Origin of the sequence: Nocardiopsis dassonvillei subsp. dassonvillei DSM 43111 (assembly GCF_000092985.1) — a bacterium.
Taxonomy (GTDB): domain Bacteria; phylum Actinomycetota; class Actinomycetes; order Streptosporangiales; family Streptosporangiaceae; genus Nocardiopsis; species Nocardiopsis dassonvillei.
Map to the genome: position 1 here is coordinate 364,340 of NC_014211.1, position 20,237 is coordinate 384,576.

The 20,237-nt window shown below is 71.6% G+C and carries 19 protein-coding genes; 13 read left to right on the forward strand and 6 right to left on the reverse strand.

Features of this window, described 5'->3' with window-relative positions; all coding sequences use genetic code 11:
- Positions 1 to 21: 21 nt before the first annotated feature.
- The 10 genes from ectB to NDAS_RS25825 all read left to right on the forward strand — a co-directional run bounded on the left by ectB (position 22) and on the right by NDAS_RS25825 (position 10,225).
- Complete coding sequence (gene ectB, locus NDAS_RS25780) at positions 22 to 1,287, forward strand: diaminobutyrate--2-oxoglutarate transaminase (RefSeq protein WP_013156200.1); 1,266 nt, start codon at positions 22 to 24, stop codon at positions 1,285 to 1,287.
- Positions 1,288 to 1,416: 129 nt separating this feature from the next.
- Complete coding sequence (locus NDAS_RS25785; protein WP_013156201.1) at positions 1,417 to 1,812, forward strand: ectoine synthase; 396 nt, start codon at positions 1,417 to 1,419, stop codon at positions 1,810 to 1,812.
- 490 nt (positions 1,813 to 2,302) lie between these two features.
- Positions 2,303 to 3,154: an ectoine/hydroxyectoine ABC transporter substrate-binding protein EhuB gene (gene ehuB, locus NDAS_RS25790; protein ID WP_041553421.1), complete on the forward strand. Its 852-nt coding sequence runs from the start codon at positions 2,303 to 2,305 to the stop codon at positions 3,152 to 3,154.
- Between the two features lie 7 nt (positions 3,155 to 3,161).
- Positions 3,162 to 3,890: an ectoine/hydroxyectoine ABC transporter permease subunit EhuC gene (ehuC, locus tag NDAS_RS25795; RefSeq protein WP_013156203.1), complete on the forward strand. Its 729-nt coding sequence runs from the start codon at positions 3,162 to 3,164 to the stop codon at positions 3,888 to 3,890.
- A complete protein-coding gene (gene ehuD / locus NDAS_RS25800; protein ID WP_013156204.1) occupies positions 3,890 to 4,528 on the forward strand; it encodes an ectoine/hydroxyectoine ABC transporter permease subunit EhuD in 639 nt (212 codons plus the stop codon). Before ehuC ends, ehuD begins: the two co-directional genes overlap by 1 nt.
- Positions 4,515 to 5,351 carry an ectoine/hydroxyectoine ABC transporter ATP-binding protein EhuA gene (gene ehuA, locus NDAS_RS25805; RefSeq protein WP_013156205.1) on the forward strand — a complete coding sequence of 279 codons (837 nt, stop codon included), beginning with the start codon at positions 4,515 to 4,517 and terminating at the stop codon, positions 5,349 to 5,351. Before ehuD ends, ehuA begins: the two co-directional genes overlap by 14 nt.
- A 165-nt stretch (positions 5,352 to 5,516) precedes the next feature.
- Positions 5,517 to 6,449, forward strand: coding sequence for a CPBP family intramembrane glutamic endopeptidase (locus NDAS_RS25810; protein WP_013156206.1), 933 nt, complete (start codon positions 5,517 to 5,519; stop codon positions 6,447 to 6,449).
- 165 nt (positions 6,450 to 6,614) lie between these two features.
- Positions 6,615 to 8,726 carry an RNA degradosome polyphosphate kinase gene (locus NDAS_RS25815; protein ID WP_013156207.1) on the forward strand — a complete coding sequence of 704 codons (2,112 nt, stop codon included), beginning with the start codon at positions 6,615 to 6,617 and terminating at the stop codon, positions 8,724 to 8,726.
- The gene (locus NDAS_RS25820; RefSeq protein WP_013156208.1) at positions 8,723 to 9,724 is read left to right on the forward strand and encodes an NUDIX hydrolase; all 1,002 of its coding nucleotides are present in this window, start codon (positions 8,723 to 8,725) and stop codon (positions 9,722 to 9,724) included. The genes NDAS_RS25815 and NDAS_RS25820 overlap by 4 nt, the downstream gene beginning before the upstream one ends.
- Positions 9,725 to 9,781: 57 nt before the next feature.
- Entirely contained in the window at positions 9,782 to 10,225 is a 444-nt protein-coding gene (locus NDAS_RS25825; protein ID WP_013156209.1) for an SRPBCC family protein, read from the forward strand.
- A 156-nt stretch (positions 10,226 to 10,381) separates the two neighbouring features.
- Here the strand turns inward: NDAS_RS25825 and NDAS_RS27695 are convergent, their stop codons facing one another.
- Positions 10,382 to 10,924: a hypothetical protein gene (locus tag NDAS_RS27695; protein ID WP_232051628.1), complete on the reverse strand. Its 543-nt coding sequence runs from the start codon at positions 10,922 to 10,924 to the stop codon at positions 10,382 to 10,384.
- A 267-nt stretch (positions 10,925 to 11,191) separates the two neighbouring features.
- Here NDAS_RS27695 and NDAS_RS25835 point away from each other — a divergent pair, with 267 nt between their 5' ends.
- Positions 11,192 to 11,887 carry a M50 family metallopeptidase gene (locus NDAS_RS25835; RefSeq protein WP_013156211.1) on the forward strand — a complete coding sequence of 232 codons (696 nt, stop codon included), beginning with the start codon at positions 11,192 to 11,194 and terminating at the stop codon, positions 11,885 to 11,887.
- Positions 11,888 to 12,050: 163 nt separating this feature from the next.
- On the opposite strand, the gene NDAS_RS25840 is transcribed toward NDAS_RS25835, so the two are convergent.
- From NDAS_RS25840 to NDAS_RS25850, 3 genes are all read right to left on the reverse strand, one after another.
- Positions 12,051 to 12,401: an STAS domain-containing protein gene (locus NDAS_RS25840; protein ID WP_017567895.1), complete on the reverse strand. Its 351-nt coding sequence runs from the start codon at positions 12,399 to 12,401 to the stop codon at positions 12,051 to 12,053.
- Positions 12,402 to 12,987: 586 nt separating this feature from the next.
- Positions 12,988 to 15,339, reverse strand: a complete 2,352-nt coding sequence (locus NDAS_RS25845; RefSeq protein ID WP_013156213.1) for a hypothetical protein — start codon at positions 15,337 to 15,339, stop codon at positions 12,988 to 12,990.
- Between the two features lie 166 nt (positions 15,340 to 15,505).
- Positions 15,506 to 16,600 (reverse strand): CaiB/BaiF CoA transferase family protein, encoded by a 1,095-nt coding sequence (locus NDAS_RS25850; RefSeq protein WP_013156214.1) that lies wholly within the window; start codon positions 16,598 to 16,600, stop codon positions 15,506 to 15,508.
- A 229-nt stretch (positions 16,601 to 16,829) separates the two neighbouring features.
- Here NDAS_RS25850 and NDAS_RS29615 point away from each other — a divergent pair, with 229 nt between their 5' ends.
- Positions 16,830 to 17,384 (forward strand): G5 domain-containing protein, encoded by a 555-nt coding sequence (locus NDAS_RS29615; RefSeq protein WP_269473035.1) that lies wholly within the window; start codon positions 16,830 to 16,832, stop codon positions 17,382 to 17,384.
- Positions 17,375 to 18,256 (forward strand): 16S rRNA (adenine(1518)-N(6)/adenine(1519)-N(6))-dimethyltransferase RsmA, encoded by an 882-nt coding sequence (rsmA, locus tag NDAS_RS25860; RefSeq protein ID WP_013156216.1) that lies wholly within the window; start codon positions 17,375 to 17,377, stop codon positions 18,254 to 18,256. The genes NDAS_RS29615 and rsmA overlap by 10 nt, the downstream gene beginning before the upstream one ends.
- 239 nt (positions 18,257 to 18,495) lie before the next feature.
- Here the strand turns inward: rsmA and NDAS_RS25865 are convergent, their stop codons facing one another.
- Both NDAS_RS25865 and NDAS_RS25870 read right to left on the reverse strand, forming a co-directional pair.
- Positions 18,496 to 18,720 carry a hypothetical protein gene (locus NDAS_RS25865; protein ID WP_013156217.1) on the reverse strand — a complete coding sequence of 75 codons (225 nt, stop codon included), beginning with the start codon at positions 18,718 to 18,720 and terminating at the stop codon, positions 18,496 to 18,498.
- Positions 18,707 to 20,131: a PspC domain-containing protein gene (locus NDAS_RS25870; RefSeq protein WP_013156218.1), complete on the reverse strand. Its 1,425-nt coding sequence runs from the start codon at positions 20,129 to 20,131 to the stop codon at positions 18,707 to 18,709. The genes NDAS_RS25865 and NDAS_RS25870 overlap by 14 nt, the downstream gene beginning before the upstream one ends.
- Positions 20,132 to 20,237: the final 106 nt, after the last annotated feature.

The window sequence follows — 20,237 nt, forward strand, 5'->3', positions numbered from 1 at the left end:
AAAGGAACCGAGGAACACACGATGGAGACCTTCCAGCGCCTGGAGTCCGAAGTCCGCGGATACTGCCGGAACTGGCCGGTCGTGTTCGACCGGGCCGTCGGTAGCCACGTCTACTCCGAGGACGGCAAGCCCTACCTCGACTTCTTCGCGGGTGCGGGGTCGCTCAACTACGGGCACAACAACCCCGAGCTGAAGACCTCGCTCATCGAGTACCTGACCGACGACAAGATCGTGCACAGCCTCGACGCCTACAGCGTGGCCAAACGCGAGTTCCTGAAGACCTTCGAGGAGATCATCCTCAAACCCCGGGGCCTCGACTACAAGGTCCAGTTCCCCGGACCCGCGGGCAACAACGCGGTCGAGGCCGCGCTCAAGCTGGCCCGCAAGTACACCGGTCGCGAGACCATCGTCAACTTCACCAACGGCTTCCACGGCATGACCCTGGGCGCCCTGGCCGTCACCGGCAACTCGATGAAGCGCGGCGGCGCGGGCGTGCCGCTGGGCCACGTCGCCACGATGCCGTTCGACAACTACCTGGACGGCAAGACGCCGGACTTCCTGTGGCTGCGCAGCCTGCTGGACGACAGCGGCAGCGGCCTGGACAAGCCCGCGGCCGTCATCGTCGAGACGGTCCAGGGCGAGGGCGGCATCAACGCCGCCAGCGCCCAGTGGCTGCGCGAGCTCTCGGACCTGTGCCGCGAGTACGGCATCCTCATGATCGTCGACGACATCCAGATGGGCTGCGGCCGCACCGGCGACTTCTTCAGCTTCGAGGAGGCCGGGATCACCCCGGACATCGTCACGCTGTCCAAGTCCATCAGCGGCTACGGCCTGCCCATGGCCCTCACCCTGTTCAAGCGCGAGCTGGACGTGTGGGAGCCGGGTGAGCACAACGGCACCTTCCGCGGGTTCAACCCGGCCATGGTGACCGCCGTCGGGGCCCTGCGCCGCTACTGGAGCGACTCGGCCTTCTCCGACTCCGTCAAGGCCAAGGGCGACATGGTCGCCGCCCGCCTGGCCGAGATGGCCGCCGAGCACGCCGAGTTCGGCGCGCACGTGCGCGGCCGCGGCCTGGCCCGGGGCCTGGCCTTCGAGCAGACCGACATCGCCAAGAAGGTCGCCGCCGAGTCCTTCGAGCGGGGCCTGCTCCTGGAGACCTCCGGCCCCGAGGACGAGGTGGCCAAACTCCTGCCGCCGCTCACGGCGAGCGAGGAGGAACTCACGGCCGGTCTTGACATCATGGCTGACGCGGCCCGCGCCGCGGTCAAGGCGGCCCAGCCCGCCTAGGGACTCCCACAGGGGGATTTCCACACCACACGGTGCGGGGCCGGGCGGCGACCCTCGGGACGTCGTCCGGCCCCTCCCCGTGTGCCGTACCACCACAGGAGCGCCGAGAGCGCGTAGAGGGGGAGCACAGTGATCGTTCGCAGCATGGACGAGGTCAACGACACCGACGCCGACATCAAGACGGAGAACTGGCGCAGCCGCCGGATCGTCCTGGCCAAGGACAAGGTCGGCTTCTCCTTCCACGAGACCGTCCTGTACGCGGGCACCGAGTCGACCTTCTGGTACGCCAACCACGTCGAGCTCGTGCACTGCATCGAGGGCGAGGCCGAGCTGACCAACGAGGAGACCGGGGAGAAGCACATCATCACCCCGGGCACCCTCTACCTGCTCGACGGCCACGAGAGGCACACCGTCCGCCCCAAGACGGACTTCCGCGTGCTGTGCGTGTTCAACCCGCCCGTCACCGGTCGTGAGGTGCACGACGAGAACGGCGTCTACCCCCTCGTCGTCGAGGAAGACGCCTGAGGCCTGATCCCAGGACTGTCGGACCACGCGGGCGGGGCCGGTCGGCCCCGCCCGTTCGCGTTCGCGGAAGGCGGCGTCCGGGCGTCCTCGGAGTGTCGCGCGGGTGGCGCCCCAGGGTGACGGAGAATCGGACCCAAAGTTACGAGCACCAGGTGACCCGCCCTGAGCAGGCCAAAGGCCGGGTCACCCCGAGACTGCACGTGAATAACCAGTGCATAACGGACTAATCGGGTCCTGTTACTGCCGGTCCTGCCCGGGGAGGGAGTCCCCCGTACTTGTGCCGCCGCGCCCTGTCCCCGGGCGGCGGCCGCAGCCGCGGCCCGGCGCCGCGGGCCGCCCGCGCCAGTACCTATCCGAATGCGCGGCGCTGTCGTCCAGCCAGGCGAGGGCGCCGCTCCCGCGAGTCTTTCGAGGAGCAGTCGTGAAGAAGCCGGTACCCGCAGTACGCAGAGGAACCTGGGGCCGCCGTGACGCGCTCCGCCTGGGAGGAGTGGGGCTGGCCACCCTCGGACTGGCCGCCTGCACCCGCGTCGACGGCGGAGGAGGAGAGGGGGAGGAGGGCGCCTCGACCCTGGACCGGCTGCGCGAACAGGGCTTCGTGGCCGTCGGCCTCGCCAACGAGATCCCCTTCGGCTTCGTCGACGACTCCGGCAACCCGGCCGGGCAGTCCCCAGCCGTGGCGAAGGCGGTCTTCGAGGAGCTGGGCGTCCCCGAGATCCAGGCCTCCTCGGTGAACTGGGACGGGCTGATCCCCGGCCTGAACGCGAACCGCTTCGACGTCATCGCCGCGGGCATGTTCATCACCCCCGAGCGCTGCGGACAGGTCGCCTTCAGCGAGCCCACCGCGACCTCCCCCGAGGCCTTCATGGTCGCGGAGGGCAACCCGGAGAACATCCAGCACTTCACGGACTTCGTGGACAACCCCGACCTCATGCTCGCGGTCCTCAACGGTTCGGTCGAGCAGACCTACGCCGAGTACTTCGAGGTCCCCGAGAACCAGATGGAGCTCATCCCCAACCAGACCGCGGGCTACGAGCTGCTGGAGGCCGGGCGCGTGGACGCGATGTCCATGCTCAGCGTGTCCCACACCTACCTCCTCCAGGACCGGGGCGGCCCCTTCGAGGTCACCGAACCCTTCTTCCCCGAGATCGACGGCCGGGAGGAGAAGGGCTGGGGCGGGCTGTGCCTGCGCCAGCAGGACACCCAGCTCCTGGAGGAGGTCAACCGGGTGATCGCCGAGTTCAAGGAGAGCGGACGCCTCCTGGAACTGGGCGAGGAGTGGGGCTTCACCGAGGCCGACCTGCCCGACGACACGACCACCGCCGAACTCTGCGAGGGATGAACCCGCAGTGGACTTCCTGATCCAGCGGCTACCGCTCTACGCCGAGGGCGCGTGGGTCACCATCCAGCTCACCCTCGGAGGCATCGCGCTGGCCTTCGTCCTCGCCATGGTCTTCGGGATCATGGGGACGATCCGCCACTGGCTCCCCCGGGCCGTCGCCACGGTCTACGTGGAGGTGTTCCGGGGCATCGCCGCCCTGGTGCTGATGTTCTGGATGGCGTTCGCCCTGCCCCAGCTGACCGGTTACCAGCTGGCCGACAACTTCGCCGCGATCCTCGCCGTGGGGCTCAACCTGGGCGCCTACGGGGCCGAGGTCGTGCGCTCCTCCATCAACGCCGTGCCCAGGCCGCAGGTCGAGGCCACCGTCGCGCTGAACCTCTCCTGGTTCCAGCGGACGCGCCTGGTCGTGCTGCCCCAGGCCTGGGCCCAGATGCTGCCCACGTTCGGCAACCTCAACATCGAGCTGATGAAGGCCACCGCGGTGTCCTACCTCATCGGTGTGGCCGACCTGACGGCCGTGGCGCAGAACATGCGCCAGGCCACGGGTGAGACGGTGATCGCCTTCATCGGCGCCTTCGTCCTCTACTACCTGATCGCGCAGGTGCTCATCCTCGGCATGCGACTGCTCGAACGCCGCGCCAACCGCAAGCTGGGCCGCGCCGCACCGGGCGGCGGAGGCCTGGCGTCCCTCCTGCGGCCCCCGGCCGTCGACGCGAAGGCGGGGGTGGCCAAGTGATGTTCTGGGACTTCGAGTGGACCTTCGAGGTCATGCCGGACCTGCTGGGCGGCCTGTGGGTGACCGTCCAGATCACCGTGCTCGGTTACCTGATCGCGCTGGTCCTGGGCCTGGCGATCGCCATCGCTCGCCGGACGCCGTTCTTCGGTCCCGTCCTGCACGCGGTCATGGAGTTCATCCGGACGACCCCGCTGATCATCCAGCTGGTGTTCGTCTTCCTCCTGACCCCGGCCGACATCTCCGCGATGACCGTGGGCGTCGTCGTGATCGGCGTGCACTACGCGGCCTACACCGCCGAGGTCTACCGCTCGGGCATCGAGGGCGTGGCCAAGGGGCAGTGGGAGGCGGCCCGGGCGCTGAGCCTGCCCGCCAGCCGCACCTGGGGCGCGATCGTGCTGCCGCAGGCGATCCGCAGGACCATCCCGGCGCTGGGCAACTACCTCATCGCCATGTTCAAGGACACGCCGCTGCTGCTGGCGATCAGCGTGCCCGAGCTGCTCACCGAGGCCCAGCAGGTCGGCAGCGCGGACTTCCGCATCGTGGAGGCCTACACCCTGGTCGGGATCCTGTTCCTGCTCGTGAGCATCCCGTCCGCCATCCTCATCCGACGACTGGAGCGACGCTATGCCGCCGTCTGACACCCCCGTGAACGAAGAACCCCAGGGTGTCGGCAGCGGCCCCCGGGACCAGTCCCTGATCGTCTTCGACGACGTGGTGAAGCGCTTCGGCGACCTCACGGTGCTCGACCACCTGAACTTCTCCGTCGCCCCCGGCGAGCGGGTCACGCTCATCGGCCCCAGCGGTTCGGGCAAGACCACCATCCTGCGCCTGCTGATGACCCTGGAGAAGGTCACCGAGGGCGTCATCTGGGTGGGCGGCGAGCCCTTCAGCCACATGCGCAAGGGGCAGGGCCTGACCCGGGCGAACGAGTCCTACCTGCGCGCGCGCCGCAAGCGCGTCGGCATGGTGTTCCAGCAGTTCAACCTGTTCCCGAACATGACCGTCCGGCAGAACATCACCGAGGCGCCCGTGCACGTGCTGGGCACCCCCAAGGGCGAGGCCAACGCCAAGGCCGAGGAACTGCTGGAGCTGGTCGGGCTCGGCGACAAGATCGACGCCCACCCGACCCAGCTCTCGGGCGGCCAGCAGCAGCGCGTGGCGATCGCCCGCGCGCTGGCCATGCAGCCGGAGATCCTGCTCCTGGACGAGGTCACCTCGGCCCTGGACCCGGAGCTGGTGGCCGGGGTCCTGGACGTGCTGCGCGAGGTCGCCGAGACCACGGACATCACGATGCTGTGCGTGACGCACGAGATGGGCTTCGCGCGCGACGTGTCGCACCGGGTGCTCATGTTCGACCGGGGCCAGATCGCCGAGGAGGGCACGCCGGAGCAGATCTTCGGCGACCCCAAGGAGGAGCGCACCAAGTCCTTCCTCCGCTCGGTGCTCGACAACGGTTTCTGAAGGGGCTCCCGCACCCGCGTACAGCCGGGGCCGCTCCTTGGGGGGCGGCCCCTCGGCGTGACGGGACATGTCGAGGCGAGTGGCGACATACCGTAGTCATTAAGTAGCTTTTAGTTTCCCCTTGGGCAGAATGAGAGTTCTGAGACAGGGGGGACTCTTGTGACCATGGTGCGAAGATGGGGGCTCGTCTGGGGGGTGCTGGCCGCCCTGGTGTTCGTCGCGGTGCCGATGCTCGCCCACCCCGTACTGCGCTCCGACATCCTCGACGACTCCCTGGTCCTCTTCCTGATCTCCTGGTCCCCGATGCTGATCGGCGGCATCCTGGCCTGGGCCATGGTCAGGGGCTTCGGCGCCCGCGACCAGCTGGACCGCCGCGTCGTCCAGGCGATGGACGGCCACCCCATCGGCCGGGAACTGGGCTGGCTGGGACTGTTCCTCGCCGGCTTCGTGGTGTCCATGGCACTGCTGTCGATGGTCTTCGCCACCTACGAGGCCGTGTTCGGGGCCGACCTGGCCATGTCCGAGGCCCTGGTCTCGCGCCTGCTGTTCCTGTTCACCCTGCCGTTGCTGGTCATGGACCGCTCCGGCATCACCCTGGACGGCAAGGGCACCGCCATGCCCGCGGTCGCGCTGAAGGTGTCCGAGCCCTGGCGCTGGCTCGGGATGGTCCCGATCGCCATCGCGCTGGTCCTGATCGGCTACCTGCTCATCCCGCGCCTGGGGCTGCCGGGGCCCTCCCTCCAACTGCTGGGCTACGTGCTCGCGTTCACCGTCATGGCGGTGTGCGAGGAGATCTTCTTCCGGGGGATGGTGCAGACCCGCCTGGAGATCCTCATGGGCCGCTGGGGCGGCATCGTCACCACCTCGGTGGTCTTCGCCCTCACCTACGCCCTCATCCAGCCCTACGACGCGGTGTCCCAGCTGCCGGGGGCCGACCTGGTGTACAACACCGGCCTGGCCCTGCTCACCTACGCCACGGCCAGCCTCCTCTACGGCTACCTGTGGACGTGCTTCCGCAACACGTGGATCCAGGTGGTGATGCGTGTCGGCATGTTCCTGATGCTCATGCCCCCCGATCTCCAGACCGGCGTCATGTGACCGGATCCGACCACCGGACGAACGGTAAAACCCGCGGTCGGAAGGGGAAAACAGCGGCAGGAAAGGGCATAGGGCTACAGAGGGACCACACCAGTCGCGTCGCGGTCATTTTCCCCTCACGGGGTTGTCACCTCGCGGTCATGGAAAAGGGGGAGTCTGCCCACTGTGAGCACGGAAACAGCGCCAACACCCGATGGGCCCGCCGCCGGTACGCCCGAGCTTCCCGCCGACAGGTTCATGGACAGGGAGGAGGGGTGGCTGCGCTTCAACCAGCGCGTGCTCGAACTCGCCGAGGACGAGGACATCCCCCTCCTGGAACGCGCGCGGTTCCTGGCGATCTTCTCCAGCAACCTGGACGAGTTCTTCATGGTGCGCGTGGCCGGGCTCAAACGCCGCCTGGCCACCGGCCTGTCCGTCGCCTCCTCCAGCGGACACCACCCCCGCGCGCTGCTCGGGCGCATCTCCCGGTTCACCCGCGAACTCATGCTCCGCCAGGCCGCCTGCTTCCATGACAGCGTCGCGCCCGCCCTGCGCGAGGTCGGCATCCGCGTCGTGCGCTGGAACGAGCTGGAGACCGTCGAGCGCGAGAACCTGCGCGGCTACTTCCAGCGCTCGGTCTACCCGCTGCTGACACCCTTCGCGGTCGACTCCGCGCACCCCTTCCCCTACATCTCCGGCCGCTCGCTCAACCTCGCGGTCGCCGTCCGCGACCCCCACGACGGGCGCCGCATGTTCGCCCGGGTCAAGATCCCCAGCTCCCTGCCCCGCTTCATCGAGCTGGGCGACCGCGAGGGCGGCCGGTTCGTCCCCGTCGAGGACATCGTCGCCGCCCACCTGCCCCAGCTCTTCGAGGGCATGCAGATCCTGGAGCACAACGCCTTCCGGGTCACGCGCAACGCCGACCTGGAGGTCGACGAGGACGAGACCGACGACCTCGTCACCTCCCTGGAGAACGAGCTGCTGCGCCGCCGCTTCGGCCCGCTCGTGCGCCTGGAGGTCGAACACGACATCAGCGACGAGGCCCTGGCCATACTCACCGAGGAGCTGGGCGCCGAGGAGGAGGAGATCTACCGGGTCCCCGGTCCGCTCAACCTCGCCGGACTGTCCCAGATCGCCGACACCGACCGGCCCGAGCTGCGCTACCCGCCCATGGTCCCCGTCGAACCGCGCGCCCTGACCTCCGGCGACCTCTTCGCCGCCGTCCGCGAGAACGAGGTCCTCGTCCACCACCCCTACGAGTCCTTCGCCACCACCACCGAGCGCTTCCTGGCCCTGGCCGCCACCGACCCCGAGGTCATGGCGATCAAGCAGACCCTGTACCGCACCAGCGGCGACTCGCCCATCGTGGAGTCCCTCATCGAGGCCGCCCGCGAGGGCAAGGAGGTCGTGGTCCTGGTCGAGATCAAGGCCCGCTTCGACGAGCAGAACAACATCCAGTGGGCCCGCAAGCTCGAACAGGCGGGCTGCCACGTCGTCTACGGCGTCGTCGGCCTCAAGACCCACTGCAAGCTGTCGATGGTCGTGCGCCGCGACGACGACGGGCTGCTGCGCCGCTACTGCCACGTGGGCACCGGCAACTACAACCCGAGCACCGCCCGCATGTACGAGGACCTCGGCCTGTTCAGCGCCGACCCCGAGGTGGGCGAGGACGTCAGCGACCTGTTCAACAGCCTCACCGGCTTCTCCCGCAAGAAGCACTACCAGCGCCTGCTCGTGGCGCCCGGCGCCCTGCGCGAGAGCCTGCTCGAACAGATCGCCGTCGAGATCGACAACAGCCTCAGGGGCGAGCCCGCCCGCATCCGGATCAAGGTCAACTCCCTGGTCGACCTGGAGATCATCGACGCCCTGTACCGGGCCTCCCAGGCCGGGGTGAGCGTCGACCTGTGGGTGCGCGGCAGCTGCGTCCTGCGCGCCGGGGTGCCCGGACTGTCCGACAACATCCGGGTGCGCAGCATCCTGGGCCGCTTCCTGGAGCACTCCCGCATCTTCGTCTTCGCCAACGGCTGGCGGCCCCAGGTGTGGATCGGCAGCGCCGACCTGATGCCCCGCAACCTCGACCGCCGGGTCGAGGCCCTGGTACGCGTGGCCGACACCGAGCAGTGCCGCAGGCTGGTGCGCCTCATGGACCTGGCGATGGACGACGGCACCTCGTCCTGGCGGCTCGAACCCGACGGGACGTGGACCCGGTTCACCCGCGACGACGACGGGCGACCGCTCACCGACCTCCAGGACAGCCTGCGCGGCGACCGCCACCTGCGCGTGGTGGAGGGCGGGTGAGCACCGTACAGAACGGGGGAGACGTGGAGGGATCGGTCGAGGGAGCCCACGGGGCCGGGCCCCTGCGCGAGACGGCGGTCGGCGGCTACCTCGAACCGATCCGCGCGGCGGGCGCCCTGCTGTGGCGCGAGGGCCCGGGCGGCACCGAGATCGTCCTGGTCCGCAGGCCCGACCGGGCCGACTGGTCCCTGCCCAAGGGCAAGCTCAAGAGCCGCGAGCACCCCGTGACCGGCGCGGTCCGCGAGGTGGTCGAGGAGACCGGCCTGATCCCCGTGCTGGGCCGCAGGCTCCCCCCGCAGCGCTACCTCAAGGACGGCTGGCCCAAGCAGGTGGAGTGGTGGGCGGCCACCACCGCCGACCCGGCCGCGGGGATCGACTACCCGCCCAACGAGGAGGTGGACCTGGTCGAGTGGGTGCCGGTGGAGGAGGCCCGCGACCGCCTCACCTACGACCACGACGTGCGGGTGGTCGACAACTTCCTGGCCGGGCCCGCGACCACCTTCCCCGTCATCCTGCTGCGGCACCTGTCGGCGGGGGACAAGGGCGCCTGGACCGACGACGACCTCCTGCGGCCCCTGGACGGGACCGGGCGCGCCGACGCCCTGGCCCTGCCCCGGGTGCTGGGCGCCTACGGGCGGCCCCGCGTGGTGACGTCGGCGGCGGCGCGGTGCACCGAGTCGCTGCTGCCCTACACGGTGGAGTACGACGTGCCCACGCGCACCGAGCGGGCGTTCACGATCCGCTCGTCCTCCAACGGCTCCCCGTACGGCGTGGAGGAGGCCCGCGAGGCGTTCGCGCGCGTCCTGGCCGAGGGGAGGCCGACCGTCGTGTGCACGCACGGAGAACTCGTCCCGCAGCTCATGGCCGAGGCGCTCACACGGCTGGGCGCGCCCTTCTCCCAGCAGCTGGGGCTGCGCAAGGGCTCCTTCTGGGTGGTGCACGTCACTGCGGAGGGCGGAGGGCTCGCGGCGGTGGAGCGGCACGCCGTCCGGGCCTGAACCCTGATCCGGCGGGGTGGCCGGGGCCGGTCCGCGCGGCGCTGCCATGATGCGGTCATGGCCAAACACAGGGTTGCGCGGAGCGTCGTGGTCGACGCTCCCGCCAAGCGGATCTTCGACATCATCGCGGCGCCGGAACGGCACGCCGAGTTCGACGGCTCCGACACCGTCCTCTCCAGCCTCTTCGGGCCGGAGCGGCTGGAGAGGGGCAGCGAGTTCGGCATGGACATGAGGATGTTCGGCGTCGGCTACCGGATCACCAACCGGGTGGTGGAGTACGAGGAGGACCGCCTCATCGCCTGGCGGCACTTCGGTCCGCACCGCTGGCGCTACGAGCTGGAGGAACTGGCGGAGGGGGGCACCCGCGTCACGGAGACCTTCGACTACTCCAGGGGCCTGCCGGCCTTCTACGTCCTCATGGGGATGCCCGCGAGGAACGCGCGGAGCATCGAGCAGACGCTGGTGCGCCTCAAGGCCGCGGCGGAGTCGCGGGAGGACTGAGCGGCTGTCCGGCCGGACGCCGACACGACAGACGCCGCCCGCGGATCGGGGGCCGCGGGCGGCGCTGCGATGAGGAGAGCGGGTCCGCCGCGTCGGCGCCGCGCGCCCCCTCCTGCGCGGGCGCGCCGTGCTCAGCCGGACGCGCGGACCCGGCGACTAGCGCCGGTCGCGGTCCTTGTCCTCGTCCTCGTCGTCCTCGTGGTAGCCGTCCTTGTGGTCCTTGCCCTTGTGGTCCTCGTCGCCGTGGTCGCCCTTCTTGCGGTCGTGGCCCTCGCGGTCCTCGTGGTCGCCCTTGCGCCGGTCGTCGCCGTCGCGGCCGTCGCGGCCCTCGCGGTCGCCCTTCCCGCGCTTGTCCTTCTTGCCCTCGTCCTCGTGGTCGCCCTTCTTGCGGTCGTGGCCCTCGCGGTCCTCGTGGTCGCCCTTGCGCCGGTCGTCGCCGTCGCGGCCGTCGCGGCCGTCGCGGCCGTCGCGGTCGCCCTTCCCGCGCTTGTCCTTCTTGCCCTCGTCGTCGTCCTCGCCCTTGTGGTCCCTGCCCTTGTCACCGTGGTCGTGCCCGTTGTCACCGTGATCGTGGTGCCAGCCGTTGTCGTGGTGACCGTGGTAGCCGTTGTGCTCCTCGTCCGCGACGGCGGGGGAAGCAGCGCCGATGACGGCACCGGCGGTCAGGGCCATAAGGGCGAGTCCAGCGATACGCTTCACAATAATCCTTGCTTTGAGTAGCCAGAAAATCACTGACAGTGATGAATGTAAGCTGGCGACCCTCGTTTGGCCAGTTCATCGGCGCAAGGAAGTCACATTGTTCTCGGGGAGCGTTCGCATTCCGCGACAGAACACGGAACTTCCCCACATGCCCTAAAGTTCGGCAAGGGCCCCTGTTCCACGCGTCTCCCGGCAACCGCGGCGCGCACCGGTGGGCCCGTGCACGATCGGGTCGAACCAGAGTCGGGGGCACACGTGGGAACAACCTTGGGCGACGTCTGGCGGGAAGTGCTGTCGGTCCAGCCCGAACCGGAGCGGTGGATCATCGTCACCGCGGCGGTGCTGGCCCTGGCGGCCGTGCTGCTCGGACCGCCCTGGCGGATCGGGCGCAACGTCGTCACCATCGCCCACGAGGGCGGGCACGCCCTGGTCGCCCTGCTCAGCGGCCGCCAGCTCACCGGGATCCGCCTGCACTCGGACACCTCCGGGGTCACCGTGTCCCGGGGCAAACCGACCGGCGTCGGCATGGTCCTGACCGTCTTCGCGGGCTACGTCGCCTCGTCGGTCATCGGCCTGCTCGGCATCCTCATGCTCATGTCGGACCGCGTCACCGCCCTGCTGTGGCTGAGCATCGTGGTGCTCGCCGCCATGCTCCTGATGATCCGCAACGTCTACGGCGTGGTGTCGATCGTGGTGACCGGCGCGGTGGTGTTCGGGATCAGCTGGTTCACCCCGCCGGAGGTGCAGGCGGCCTTCGCCTACCTGTTCATCTGGTTCCTGCTCTTCGCGGGCGTGCGGCCGGTGATCGAACTCCAGGCCCAGCGCAGGCGCAACCCCTCACCGCACTCCGACGCCGACCAGCTGGCCCGTCTCACCGGCGTGCCGGGAACCCTGTGGGTCGTGGTCTTCTTCCTGGTCAACGCGGCCGTGACCGGCCTCGGTGTCTGGCTGCTGCTCTTCTAGGCCGGTCCGCGCGGGCAAGCGGTCCGCCGACCGCAGGCGCGGCGGCCCCGGACACGACGGAGGGGCGCGACCGCTGTGGTCGCGCCCCTCGCGTGCGTGCTGTGGCCGTGTCCGCTGGCGACGTGTGTCCGGGAGGCTGCCCCGGGGGTGAGCGGCACGGGCGCTAGGCGCGCGGCGCCGTGAGCGCCTCCGAAACCGTCGTGAAGACGGGGATGCGCGTGTCGAGCGAGGTCACCCGCAGGGTCTGGAGCACCCGGTGGATGGGTGAGGCGATGGCCAGGACCGCCTTCTGCTCCTTGGCCGCCTTGTGCGCGCGGATCAGGACGCGCAGACCGCTGGAGTCGATGAACCGCAGGTCGGCGCAGTCCAGGACCACACGGCCGAAGGGCTGCGTGGTCAGAGCCTCGGTCACCGCCTCCTGGAAGCGGTGCTCGGTGGCCATGTCGATCTCCCCGTCCAACGCCAGGACCCGTCCGGCGTCGTGCAGGGTGGAGGAGATGTTCAGGTCGGGCATGGCGACTCCGGCGTATTCGGGCCTCGCCTGACGGATCGGCGCGGTGGGCCGCACGCGGCTCCACGAGCGCGTGCCGACCGGGACGTTGGTCGTGTTACCGCGGTGGCCAAGCTGATGGTTCATCAAGTTCCTTGCGTGATGCCCCCGGTGCGGGGGTGAAACGCCCTTCTCGCCTGGGTCTGCTGGACGGGTCCGCGTGAAACGCAGTCACCGGGCAAACGTACGGACCAGGGCCGGAAGTTCCTGCGTGCCCGTGCCCTTGCGATGGAGGCGGCGAGGACGGACGGTGCGCCGGTGGGCGCCGAGCCGCTGCCTCGGGCCACTCCCGCCCTCGGCAACTGTGCAAACCAGCCCGCGGGGGCGGGCATTCCCCGCCGGTGCGGCGGGGGTGGCCGTCGGACGGCGGTGCCTGGCCTCTTCCGAACGGTCGGTCGGACCGGCTCTGCGCCCGGCGAAGCGCCGGGTGTCTCCCATGAGAGGCCGTCCAGCCACGGACTTTACCACAGCGCCGTGGCCGATTCGTGACGTGAGCGACGCAAGGCCGTGCTCGCGTCCTTTGCTCCCCGTGTGCTTTATGAGGTATGCATCACATGCACTGGGCGTTCTCGACGGGTTCGGGGTCCGGTGTCCGGTCCTCGTCCCTCTGCTGGAGGGCCCACACGCACGCCGACAGTGTGAGCGGCACCACCACCGTCAGCGCGATAGCCGGGATCGCCACCCCCGAGTCGTTGACCGCGAAGCCCACCAGCGCGGTCACCAGGGAGCCGGTCAGTCCGGCCCGCAGCGTCGGCGCGTACTCGTAGGCCACCTGGAGCGCGCCGATCCGCCAGTGGGTCGGCCGGTGCAGCATCACGAACAGGAACACCAGCGCGCACGCCGCCAGCAGGGTCAGCTGCCAGTTGCCCAGGGTCCCCAGCATCGCGCTCAGCTTGCGGGCCACCACCGCACCCGCCTCCCCGCTGACCACCTGGGCCGCGAACGCCCCGAGGTGACTGCGGTCCCCCGGCGGGCGCAGGTAGTCCAGCCACGAGATCAGCGAGATCGCCGCCACCGTCACCAGGGCCACCACGGCCAGACGCACCGCCGTCACGCGCACCCCGGCGATCATCATCGTCGTCACCGCCAGGCCGGGGATCAGCGCGATCACCCCGCCGAAGTCGGTGCCCAGGCCCGGCCAGCCCACGATCAGCACGGTCGCCGCCCCGACGACCAGGGTCACCGCCACGGCGGAGCGCCGCCAGCCCCGCGAGACCAGTTCGTGGGAGATCCCCGCCACCGTCATCAGCATGCCGGTCGCGAACGTCGCGAACGCGATGTTGCCGACCCCGTAGAACCGGCCCGCCACGATCGGCGAGTACCCCGTGGGCGAGTTCATCTGGAGGTAGGCGCCGAAGCACAGGTCCAGGAAGAGCACCGCGGTGGTCGCGCCCGCGACCACCGTCATCGGGCCCAGGGCGGTGCGCCGCCACGGTCCCGCCATGGCCAGCGCCACCACCAGGGCGTCCGCGGCCAGGACGCACACCAGCAGCGACAACAGCGGAGAGGACGAGGCCCACCACGGGATGAGGTTGGCCAGGTAGCTGGCCACGGGGAAGGCCGCCCCGGCCAGCGCCACCGCCCGCGTCAGCGTCAGCACGCGCGCGCGTTTGCCGCGCTGCCGGTTGGAGTAGCGGTGCAGCGCGTAGGCCGCCGCCGCGTAGACGAGCAGCTGGAAGGCGACCAGGCCGCTGAAGAAGCCCGGGATGGCGGCGCCCACCACCACCGCGGCGGTGTTGAACTCCACCAGCCGCCCGACGGCCTCGTCCGTCGCCGGCGGCCGGTCGGCCAGGTGCCAGGCCCGGCCGCTGGTCGGCTCGGTGGCCCGCATCCCCAGGGCGGTCAGGATGGTCGGCGTGGTGTCGGTGAGCACCACCAGCCCGGCCCGGCGGGTCGAGTCCGAGGCCAGGAAGGCCCCCTCCCCGGTGAACCCGGCCTCCGCGACCTCCCCGGACACGGCCACCGTGAGCTGGGAGGGCCCGGTGTCCATGGAGACGCCGACCACCATCAGCGACGAGCCGGTCGGCAGCACGCGCTCCAGCGTCCGCAGCCGCTCGTCCATGTCGGCCAGCGCCTTGTCGCGCTCCCATTCGGGGACGTCCTCGGGGTCGGGCTCGGGCGGGCCCTCGGCCTCCCCGTCCGCATCCTCGTCCTCGTCGGCGGCCTCGCCCACCGGCTCCTGCGCGGCCTCCCGGGCCTCCTCGTCGGTGATCGGCGGGTCCGGGTAGTCGGGGTAGAGGCGGGTGAGCCCGGCCAGTTCGACCGCCGCGAGGGAGACCCCCTCCAGACGGTCGGTGGTCAGTTCGCGCACGTCGTCGACGTAGTGGTCCACCCGTCCGGAGGCGTCGGCCACGCCCAGGGCGGCGCCGGGGCCCACGGCGAGCGTGGTCCCGCCCTCCTCGCGCACGGTCTGCCCGAGCAGGCCCACGGGGGCCTGGAAGGCGGTCCGCGCGTTCTGGCTGACGTAGGCGTCGAAACCCGGGACGACCGCGCCCGAGCCGGTGCGCTCGGGCTCCGGGGCGGCCTCGCACACCGTGAAGCGCTCCCGGATGGACAGGGCGCGCTGTCCGGCCGACACCGACAGCCAGCCGTCGGTCGGGCAGGTGCGCGAGGTGGCCGTGCGGATCGACACGTTGCCGATCGAACCCTCCTCGGCCATCCCCCACAGGGTCGGCGTGGTCTCGGGGTTCACGTCCTGCCACAGCAGCCCCGGCACCCCCACGAGCACCACGGGCCCCTCACGCTGCCCGGCCGACCCCTCGGGCCCGGACAGGGCGTCGGTCTCGGCGGGAGCCGAGGCGGACGCGGCGGGCGCTGCGCACAGCAGTACCGCCGCGGACAGCAGCAGGGCACCCAGACGCGTTCCCCAGTGCGCCCCCGATGTGACGAGCCGTCGTGGCATGGCGGACCCCCCGTCGCGCGCTCAGCCGGAACTGGTCGCTCACCCTAGCCATTCTTCGCGCCGCGTAGGGGGATTCACGCGGCCCGGCGCGTGGGGCGGCACGGGCGACGGCGTGCGCGAGAGGGGTTTCGGCCGGGAACCGGGCCGCGCGCGGACGGGGTTTCGGTCAGGGGGTGAGGCCCCACTCCCGGAGGGTCCGCGCGGTGTCGGGCTGCTCGGCGCCCCGGGTGACCCCGCCCGGGGTGCGGTCGAAGCGCGGGGCCGGGCCCGACAGGATCCGGTCGCCGTCGCGCACGAGTGAGCCGCGGGCGCGCACGTGCGGGTGGTCGGGGGCCTCCTCCAGGGACAGGACGGGCATCACGCAGGCGTCGGCGCCCTCGAACACCTCGCCCCACGCGTCGCGGGTACGGGTGCGCAGGACCTCGGCGAACCGCTCCCGCAGCCGGGGCCAGCCCGACCGGTCCCACTGGTCGGGCAGGTCCTCCCCGGCCAGGCCGGTGCCCTCCAGGAACGCGGCGTAGAACTGGGGCTCGATGCAGCCGACCGACACGTACCGGCCGTCGGCGCACTCGTAGACGTCGTACCAGGGGGCGCCGGTGTCCAGGTAGTTGGTGCCGCGCTCGTCGCTCCAGGAACCGCGCGCGCGGTCCTCGTGCAGCATCGACATCAGCAGCGCGCTGCCGTCCACCATCGCGGCGTCCACGACCTGGCCGCGACCGGAGGACTGGCGCTCGACCAGCGCGCCGAGGACGCCGGTGACCGCGAACATGGTGCCCCCGGCGAAGTCGCCCAGGAGGTTGACCGGGGGGACCGGCGGGCCCCCCGCGCGCCCGATGGCGTGCAGGGCGCCGTTCACGGAGATGTAGTTCATGTCGTGCCCGGCGGCGCGGGCGAGCGGCCCGTCCTGGCCCCAGCCGGTGACCCGCGCGTAGACCAGGCGCGGGTTGGCCTCCAGGCAGACCTCGGGGCCCAGGCCCAGGCGCTCCATGACCCCGGGGCGGAAGCCCTCCAGGAGCACGTCGGCGCGGGAGGCCAGGTCGCGGGCGAGCGCGAGGCCCTCCTCGGACTTGAGGTCGGCGGGCAGGACGGTGCGCCCCTCGCTCAGGTGGGGTCCGCCCGCTCCGGAGTTCATCGCGTCGGCGGCCGCGGGGCGGTCGAGGCGGATGACGCTGGCGCCCAGGTCGGCGAGGAGCATCCCGGCCATCGGAGCCGGGCCGATCCCGGTGAACTCGACGACGCGGATTCCGTTCAGGGGTCCCATGGGGAGGTCTCCAAGGCGGTAGAGGGGAGCGCGCGCGACCAGAACGGCGCTCGGTTCATTGTGCAGGCTCCGGTCCCGCCGTGCCACGGCGGCACCCCCGGGGCTGCTCGGGGGGAGAGGGGATCGGAGGGAGGAAAAAGGCGGGCGAAAAGGGAATCCTGTTTCGAAGACCCGCGATCCACTCCCCTTTTCGGTCAGTTACAAAAGCGCTCGCGCAAGCGGTGTTAATGTGTCGATACTCGCTGGCGGAAGAGCCCTTCACGGCTCCGGAAAAAAATTCCGTCACCCCGTCTCCGGTGACAGCGCACCGGAGCGCGCCCGTGCCGGACAGGGCACGGGAAAACCGCACCGACCTTTCCGAAAAGGACGGAAAAGCCATATCCAGCACCCCGGGGACCGTCACCTCGGGGAAGGACGCCCGCCGCCCTCGCCGGGATCCTCACCGCCACCGCCGGAGGACGAGCGCCGCGTCGTGGTCGAGCCCGCGGACGGACTCGGGGAGGACACCACCGCCACCGTCCTGCGCGACGGGAGGGAGGCCGGGCACACACTCCGGGAGGAGGTCGTGACCGAGCCGGTCGAGGGGCTCGTGCGGGTCGGCACCGGAGCCGACGGGGACGACGCGCCCCCGTCGGGAGCGGCGGGCCTGGACTGGCAGGCCCCGGCCCGGTGCGAGTCCGGCGGCGACCCCGGCGCGGGACGGCGACCGGAGGACCGGACGGACCACCGCCCGGAACCGCCGCAAACGGGACGACGCGCGGGAGCTGGCAAGATGTGGGGGTGACACAGACACCCGCACCCGACGACCGCTCCCGCCTGCTCACCCCCGCCGACGTGCGCACACTCGCGGAGCGGTTCGGTATCCGGCCCACCAAGACCCTGGGCCAGAACTTCGTCATCGACCACGGCACCGTCCGCCGCATCGTGCGGGTCGCGGGGGTCACCGAGGAGGACGCCGTCGTCGAGGTCGGCCCGGGCCTGGGTTCGCTCACCCTGGCGCTCCTCCCGCACGTGCGCCACGTGACCGCCGTGGAGATCGACCCGGCGCTGGCCGAGGCACTGCCGGGCACCGTCGCCGACCACGCGCCCGACCTCGCCGACCGGCTCACCGTCGTCCACGGCGACGCCATGCGCGTGACCGGGCTGCCCGGCCCCGAACCCACGGCGCTGGTGGCCAACCTGCCCTACAACGTGTCCGTGCCGGTCCTGCTGCACCTGCTGGAGCTGCTGCCCAGCCTGCGGCGGGTGCTGGTCATGGTGCAGGCCGAGGTCGCCGACCGCGTCACCGCCTCCCCGGGCGGCCGCGTCTACGGGGTGCCCTCGGCCAAGGTCGCCTGGTACGCCGGGGCCCGCCGCGCGGGAGCGGTCGGCCGCAACGTGTTCTGGCCCGCCCCCAACGTCGACTCCGGGCTGGTCGAACTCATCCGCCGCCCGCCGCCCGCCACCACGGCGAGCCGCGAGGAGGTCTTCCAAGTGATCGACGCCGCCTTCGCGCAGCGCCGCAAGACCCTGCGCGCCGCCCTGGCCGGATGGGCCGGTTCGCCGCCCGCCGCCGAGACCGCCCTGCGCGCGGCGGGCGTGGACCCCTCCGCCCGGGGCGAGTCGCTGGACGTGACCGCGTTCGCGGCCATCGCCGAGCAGCGCCCGCGGCCCTGAGACACGGCGGACCGGGCCCGACCCGGGCGGCCGGGGACTGGCCGGGAGCATCCGACCCGCCCGCCTGCGGTGGGTTCCCCGGACGTCCGAACAGGGGCCGCGCCCGCCGCCCGCCTCCGGAGGACAAGCCGCGGGGCGCCTCCCCGTCCCGGTCGGCGCCCCGCGTTTCCCGCGTCCCCAGCGGGTCCCTGTGTTTTCCGTTGTGGCTCTCGCGGCCCCGCCTCACGGGGGCGTGTCCGTCACTCCAAGGTGTCGGAGCGGCTCTTCCCGGCAGGCCGCTCGCGCCGGTGCCGGGCGAGCGCTCGGGCCGCCCCGGCCGCGCCCAGGCCCGCCAACAGCACCGGCAGCACCCACAGGACGTTGAACTCCCAGTCGCCCGTGCCGCGCATGACGAACCCGACCGCCAGGCCGAGGAACAGCAGACCCGCGACCAGCGAGCCCCAGTCAGTCCTACGCTCCGCCACGCTTCACCTCCACGACCCCGACCAGTGAGTCGGTGCGCACGTTGATCCGCGGGGCCCCGGCCCCGTCGCCGCCCCGCGCCTGCCCGTCCCGGGCCCCGGCGTCCGCCGAGGCCCCGTGGACCTCCTCGTGGTCCAGGGAGACCCCGAACATGTCGTCCCGCCCGTCCTCGGCGAAGTCCACGCCCCCCAGACCGATCTTCGAGTGCACCGCGACCTCCGCGTCCTCGGGCAGGACCAGCTCCACGCGGCCCGCCCCCATCCACAGCGACACGTCGACGGCCTCGCCGGGCTCCAGGTCCTCCAGCCCGGTCAGGTCCAGGGTCCCCGAGCCCACGGTGAGCCGGTGGTCGCCGGACTCGGCCGCGGCCACCGTGGTCGGCCGCCACGTCTCGTCGCCGATCCGCACCCGGGTCAGGTCGGTCACCGACGCCAGCACCAGCAGCAGAACGGCCGCCGCGCCCATCGGCAGCAGCCCCCGCGGGTTGCCCGCCCAGACGCCGACCAGCGCGTACACGCCGACCACCGCCAGGGCCCCGGCCAGGAAGAACACCCCGGTCTCCGGCCCGAACAGCAGGTCGGCCGTCCGCCCGCTCCACAGCGAGGACGACCAGCCGAACTCCAGCACCGACACCACGACCGCCCCGGCCACGACCGTCCACAGGGCCATGGAGGCCAGCGGCAGGCACCTGCCCCCAGGGGCGCGGCCCTCGTCCTCCGCCCCCCGCGCGCCGGGCTCGCCCGACCCGCCGGAACGCCCCTCCTCCTCGTCCTCGTCCCCTCCGGCGTCCCGCGCGGCGCTGCGCTCCGACACCACCGCCAGGTCCACCGGCCCGTGCGGCGCGGACGCCCACGGCTGGGCCGGGTTGTAGTAGGTCGCGGTCGGCTCCGGGGACGGCGTCGCGGGCGGCGGATCCGTGGCCCGCAGGTCCTCGCGCAGCTCGGTGAACGCCGTCCGAAGGTCCACGCCCCGGTTGCGCGCGGCCAGGAGACCCAACACCAGGGGCACCGCCAGCACCAGCGTCGACCACCCCAACCCGCCGACCAGGCTGAACGTCGTCGCGACCGCCAACCCCACCGCGAGCAGCTTGGGCACCGTCCGCGGCGGGATGCTGCGGTTGAGCATCTGCTCGAACGTCGCCGGAACACCCTGGGCGTCGCGCATGAGCATCCACGCGGCGATGTAGAGCAGCAGGCCCGTCGCCCCGGCGAACGAGGTCAGCACGAAGGCCGCACGCCACACCACCGGATCCACCCCGGTGTACCGGCCAAGGCCCGCGCACACACCGGCCAGGACCCGCTCCTCGTCCCCCTTGCGCAGCTCACGCGGGGAGGCCCCGGCGCCCGCCTCCGCCGTACCGGAAGCGGACGCGGCCGGGGCGCCCTCCGGTACCGGGTCGTCAGTCATGGTCACTCACCGCGCTCTCCTCACCCACCCATGGTCACCCGTCGCCGCCCACCAGCACATCCGGGACGACCCTGAACCCACCCTGACGGGGGCCCGGCCAGGACCAGGGGCG

Excerpts from the sequence above, each read along its gene's own strand:
- NDAS_RS25810 (WP_013156206.1), top strand. The coding sequence starts at position 5,517 with ATGGTGCGAAGATGGGGGCTCGTCTGGGGGGTGCTGGCCGCCCTGGTG.
- NDAS_RS25845 (WP_013156213.1), bottom strand. The coding sequence starts at position 15,339 with ATGCCACGACGGCTCGTCACATCGGGGGCGCACTGGGGAACGCGTCTG.
- ehuD (WP_013156204.1), top strand. The coding sequence starts at position 3,890 with ATGTTCTGGGACTTCGAGTGGACCTTCGAGGTCATGCCGGACCTGCTG.
- ehuA (WP_013156205.1), top strand. The coding sequence starts at position 4,515 with ATGCCGCCGTCTGACACCCCCGTGAACGAAGAACCCCAGGGTGTCGGC.
- NDAS_RS25825 (WP_013156209.1), top strand. The coding sequence starts at position 9,782 with ATGGCCAAACACAGGGTTGCGCGGAGCGTCGTGGTCGACGCTCCCGCC.
- ectB (WP_013156200.1), top strand. The coding sequence starts at position 22 with ATGGAGACCTTCCAGCGCCTGGAGTCCGAAGTCCGCGGATACTGCCGG.
- NDAS_RS25840 (WP_017567895.1), bottom strand. The coding sequence starts at position 12,401 with ATGCCCGACCTGAACATCTCCTCCACCCTGCACGACGCCGGACGGGTC.
- NDAS_RS25850 (WP_013156214.1), bottom strand. The coding sequence starts at position 16,600 with ATGGGACCCCTGAACGGAATCCGCGTCGTCGAGTTCACCGGGATCGGC.